Source organism: Mycobacterium sp. (assembly GCF_052144515.1).
In the GTDB taxonomy this organism is placed as follows: Bacteria; Actinomycetota; Actinomycetes; order Mycobacteriales; family Mycobacteriaceae; genus Mycobacterium.
In genome coordinates this window covers 1-5,647 of the sequence record NZ_JBKQQD010000477.1, presented here as the reverse complement: position 1 = coordinate 5,647, position 5,647 = coordinate 1, and the positions used below count along the sequence as shown (strand labels likewise).

The 5,647-nt window shown below is 62.0% G+C and carries 3 protein-coding genes; 1 reads left to right on the top strand and 2 read right to left on the bottom strand.

Features of this window, described 5'->3' with window-relative positions; genetic code table 11:
- The first annotated feature begins 691 nt into the window (after positions 1-691).
- Positions 692-1,597, top strand: a complete 906-nt coding sequence (locus ACLP9N_RS32255; RefSeq protein WP_442411198.1) for a hypothetical protein — start codon at positions 692-694, stop codon at positions 1,595-1,597.
- Between the two features lie 167 nt (positions 1,598-1,764).
- On the opposite strand, the gene ACLP9N_RS32250 is transcribed toward ACLP9N_RS32255, so the two are convergent.
- A complete protein-coding gene (locus ACLP9N_RS32250; protein WP_442411197.1) occupies positions 1,765-3,636 on the bottom strand; it encodes a hypothetical protein in 1,872 nt (623 codons plus the stop codon).
- Between the two features lie 1,332 nt (positions 3,637-4,968).
- On the bottom strand, positions 4,969-5,647 hold a 679-nt coding region (locus ACLP9N_RS32245), incomplete at its 5' end, for a beta-ketoacyl synthase N-terminal-like domain-containing protein (protein ID WP_442411196.1).

Genomic DNA, 5,647 nt, shown 5'->3' with positions numbered 1-5,647 from the left:
CAGCGTTCAGATTGCCATAGCTGAAATGAGCAGTCAAGGCCGGCCCGGGCCACCCGCCGGCACTTGATCTGGGGCGTGCGCTGGCCCGGCGGCTGGCAAACAGCACGGCTCCCCACGGTGGTCAGCGCTGGACCCCACCGCAGCGGCCATACCATAGCCACGGCTCAGTACCGCCCAGATGCACTCCCCTACCCCGCCGCCTCGCCCAGCACAACCGAATACGCCGGAAACGAATATGGGACTTTACGGGTAAACCTCGCCGTATTCGGTATTGCGTTGTGTTACAGGGTGTTCCGTCGCAACAGTTATCCCTGACCGTCGGCTCGGTCTCGTAACATACTGCAGCACATCCGTATTAGGCGCGAACTATGTCGCAGTCCAGAAGCTTAGGTGATTCATAAGATGGATCACCCGGTCGACGCGCCAAGGTACGTGAACTCCGCTGCGGGGCCCTTGGTGCCGGGTCGCTCGGTGGCGCCACTCCCCCGCCGGGGGACTCAGCCGGGGTCCCTGCCAGACGACAGTGCCGGCGATCCGGCTTGCTGAATTGCCGTGGTTGAACTGCGTCGCGCCATTGGATACTGAATTGATGCCCGTCATGCCATTCGCCCCACAGACTCCGGTATCTTTTCAGCCATACCCGCCAAATGTAGGCCCCGGCCCCAACGAGCCGTGCCCATGCGGCTCGGGATTGGCCCCCACGGCGTGCCATGCCGACATCGCCGCCGGTGGCTGGGTGTTGCCGAAGTTCGAACCGCTGCTAACGGATTCGCGCACGGGGGTTTCTGTGCCCGGGTGCTATGCCGCCTTCACCAGCGACTGCCAGCCGCCCCTCAGTGACGAGCATTGGTTGTCCGAAGTAGTACTGCGGGAGGCTTCGGACAATGACCGCATCCGTCTTTTGGGACTCAGCTGGGCACCGGACCGAGAGATTGCGCTGTACCCACGTTCGGTTGCCAACAAGGTTCTGTGCGAGCGGCACAATCATGCTTTGTGGCGACTCGACGCGACTGCTGGCGCCACCTTTGCGGCATTGCGGCGTTACCAGCAGGACCTCAACGCTGCGGCTGATCGGCACGGCAGCGAGTTCTTCCTGGCCAGCGGCGAAGAGTTGGAAAGGTGGCTCCTTAAAATGCTGTGGGGGGTCACCGCTGCAAAAATGATCACCTCGCGAGGACAACCCGTATCGCGGCTTCGACGCGACGTCGACCTCCACATGCTCGCGGACTACCTTTTCCGCGACGGCGCGCTACCCCAGGGCTGGGGCTGCCATGTCATCGGTCGTACGGACGAGTCCGTTCATGCGGTCGCTGAAATCGCCGTGAGCCTTCAACCAGCTGAAGACGGCGGTGTGACGTTCGGAACCGCAGATATGGGTATCGTCACCTTCGGATTCGCGTTCGGGCCGCTAGCGGCTGGCCCCGGCCACGAACTGCGTTGGCACCCCAGCGCAGTTTGCCTGACTGACCGATCCAAAACCATCCAGAAAGTCCTCGCGCTCGCGTGGAGTGAGCCCCCGACACCTCCGTGCGTCTGGAACTTTGCAGGTAAAGTCGACTTGGGCTCGTCAGGCCAACGACGACCGCAGAGCGAATAACCCGTGTCCGGGAAGCCGGCCGCGTAGACAGGGCGGCCGTGATCGCCGCGATTGTGGTCGCGCGAGTGCGTCGCACAGTTGAAGGCCTGCGGCGAGTACAGCTTTCACCGCTACGAGCTGCGCCGACCACACCACATAACGGGACGACGCCAAGCTGCGCGACTACCTCACGCTCGGCGCCGACGACCTGCTGAGGTTGGCCTAGATACCTTGAGAAGCCGAATCACCTTGCGGCTGTTGGTCACAATGTGGTCGCTAAGGGGCAGGAGTGGGAACTGTTGGCTAAGCAGGAAGAGCTGCAGAGACGCCAGGCCGTATTTGGAGGCCCCGGTGCGCCATTTCGCGATCAGATCGATCATGTCGGGATTGTTGCCGTACTTCCGCCCGACGTCGGCCATCCCTTCAAGCAACTGGAGGTCTGATATCGGGACGATGCCGGGGGCGTACCCCTGCGGCTGAAGATGGCCGAACACCTTGTAGCCCCGGATATTGATGTCGAATTGAGTCAGCAATCCATTGACGACTCCGGCGTCGGGCACGACGATAAGCGGGGCGTACATCGTCGTCGTGTCGACCTTCTCGTCGCCCCAGCCGCCGTGCTTCTGGACGAGGTCGATCGTCGAGAGCAGCTGCCCGAATTTGCCGTGGTCGGTGTCGGTGAAGATCGCCTCGACATCTGCGCTGTAGTCATCCCAGCTCGCCAACCCTTGTGCCGCACCTTCTTTCACCGCATGATTAGTCGCATCGATCACAATGCAGTGGCCTTCGCCGAAGAGCATCCAGTCGCACACCGACGGCTTCTCGCCTTTCTTCTTCGTCCAGGCAGCCTGCATTTCGTCTTCGCCGACGATCGCCCGCAGATGAGGACTTTTGTCGAAGATGCGGTGCAGAATCCCACCGGCGAAGACCTCGAACGCGTCGCACATCGCGATCTTGAACCGATTCCTGAGTCCTCCAGAGCTGAAGCTGGCCCACGCCTCGAAGTAAAGCTGCCCGCCGCACAGCCGATCGAGCGCCCATTGATGACGCAACATGACGAACGTGTTGTCGTCGACGGCTAGGAACGGGAACCGCGTGAGCGTGTACCGCTGATTGCCGACCGCCCCTCTGTCGCGATCGCGCTGCAACTCGACCTTGTAATCGTCCAGCGGCTTCGACATGTTGGCGAACAGCAGGTCGATCGCGCCCTCGGTGGCACCGTCGGCGAGCAGTTCATTGCGGGTGAACCGGACCTGATGGGCGTCCCTGCTGCGCTCGATGATCCGCGCGCCGAGACGCATCACATCGAGCAGTTCGACACCGGTGGCGATCTTGAAAGCCTCCGCGGGCGTAGCGCCCAGCCCGTTGGTGTTCGATCTCGATAGCCACGCGGTAAACCACAAGTCGTAGGTGTTCGACAGCACCATCTCGTACTTCAGTGGCTGATTGAAGAGTGAAGATGCGATTTCGTTTTGGATGTGAGGCTTGGCGTATTCGTGAGTTTCCTCAAGACCCATCTTCGGCAGCTCACGCTGGAGCTTCGCGACTTCGGCGGCGGTGGGCACATCGCCCGCGAACTCTGAATCCATGTTCTGCTCGGATGTGATCGACAGCAGCATGTGCGCCAACGTGTTGCGGTCGATCACCGGCGCGGCGCTATCCGCTGCGGCGTACTCGATAATCTCCCGCTGCAGCTGGGCTGTCGCACGCGGCGAGATGAGGTGATCGCCGTAGATGACGATGCGGTTGAGGACCCTCTCGCACACTCCCCCAGTGCCGCCGCCCGCGAGGAAATCGCCCTCAACGAGGTCTACGCGCTGGGTGGTGGTGTACGCCACGTCCCACTGCCCCTGTACGCGAGCGACGGCTTCGAGTGCGTCGAGGAGGTTGACGCCGGCGAGCAATTCGCGCCGCTGGTCGTCTGTAAGTGGCTTCAACCCGAACTGTCCGCAGACGATCAGCTGCGGCTGTTTGCCAAAGAATTGCATCAGCTGGGAAATCACGTCGCCACCCGTACCGGGCGTCCCTGCTCCCGCGTACTGCTGCATCAGCTGAGACATGTCGACGCCGCCGCCAGATATCCCCGGCATGGGTGGTCGCGGTCGTGCGGGCGTTGGCCCACCCTGACGGGCGCCCCTTCTCTGCTGGCGACGAGGACGACTCGTTCCCCGGCGGCTCTTATTGGACACGTTGCGGAGTCTAAGTCGCCGGGGTGACATCTATCGAACACTTATTCGTCTGCGGGCAGCGTGTCGGCGTAACGCTGCATTTGAGCCGCGGCGAGCAGCACGCGCTCGGGCTCACGCCTGGACGTTTATGCGTTTCTTCCCGCTCACGGTCACCCAACATGAGGCGTCGCCAGCAAGCAAGCGCGTAGATTACTCGTTTCGTCATCCGCGGCCGCTCGCCCCACCGGCAGACCACGATGATCCGCCCCCTTCGACCGTTATCCGCCGTCCTTTGCCCCTGTTCGACCGGGGAGGAATACGGCGAACTCGAATATGGAGAGTTACCGGTAAAAACCGCCGTATTCGTTATCACGCTGTGCTGCAGCGTATTTCAACTTTGGGCTGCTTGCCGATAACTTGTGCGTATCGGTACTGTGCACTCGCGCAACCATTTTCGATTTGACGCCATTATCCACATACGTCGCCGTTGATTCGCCAGATGAATCGGTTCGGTGTGGTCAGAGGTCGATGATCGGGAGGGCTTTCGCCGCGGTTCGGCCAGCAGCGCCACTCCCCCGCCGGGGGACTGACGCCGGCGGGGCACCACTCGACCGCGACGAAACGTCAGGACGCGCAAGCCCTCTATCGCTACTCCCCCGGCGGGGAATACGACGGAACCGAATACGGCGGGTTACCGGTAAAACTCCTGCGTGTTCATCAGATGAATCACCTGGTACGCCCTCGGCCATGGTGCGGTGAGTCCCGCTTCATTCACCGATGATGTTGTGCTCGTGACGATTCCGTGACCGCGGCCCTGGACTTCCCCTTGAAGCTACAATTTTGAGATGGCAACGGCCGAGGAAATACAGTTCAACGCACGCTCACAACCGTTGGGCTACGAAACCACAATTACTCGTGGCTACTACTTCATTCATCGGTTAGACAATCCCGACCGAATGCGCGTCTTCCCTCTTCGAGGCGGTGATTGGGTGTGGCTCGCCCAATCCCTGTCGCCTTCTGGCTGACTACTTACTGGCTTGCCAGCCCGGTCACCGCCGACCCACGGGGAGTGGCTGAAGAGAGGCCTGCGTTGCCGAAAGTTGGTGTGCCCTCCTCGCTTTCACGCTGGATCGAGTGAGGAGAGGCTGCTAGCAGTTCCCCCACTGAATGCCGCTACTTAACCCGTTGCAGCCGAATGTGGCCACCCGTCGTATGTAGATCAAGTCAGTATCTGCCGAACGCAAGCGCGACGTTGTGCCCGCCGAATCCAAACGAATTGCTGATTGCGTAGTTGTAGTTGCCCGTTCGCGGCTCCCCAGCGACCACGTCTAGATCGATCTCCGGATCGAGGTTGACCAGGTTCAGCGTCGGTGGGATGACCCCGTCGTGCAGTGCCATCACGGTCAGGATGGACTCGACCGCGCCGACCGCGCCGACCGAATGGCCGAGGGCCGCCTTGGGTGCGTAGACCGCCGGCTTGTGGCTGCCCAGCGCAATGTTGATCGCCTTTCCTTCGGCCACGTCGCCGACGGTGGTGCCGGTGGCATGCGCGTTAACGTGGTCAATGTCGGCGCGAGTCAGCCCGGCGAGCTGAATCGCCCGTGTCATCGCGTACCCGGCCTGTTCCCCGTTCGGATCCGGGGCCACCATGTGGTAGCCGTCAGAGGTGATGGCGGCACCCATCAGCCGCGCGAGGATGGTGGCGCCGCGTACCTTGGCGTGCTCCTCGCGCTCGATCACCATGAGCGCGCCGGCCTCGCCGAACACGAAGCCGTTGCGGTCCTTGTCGAACGGCCGACAAGCGCCGACCGGATCCTCGTTGGTGGTGGACAACACGATGCGCATCGCAGCGAATGCGGCGATGGGCACCGCCTCGATCTTCGTCTCGACGCCGCCGCAAATC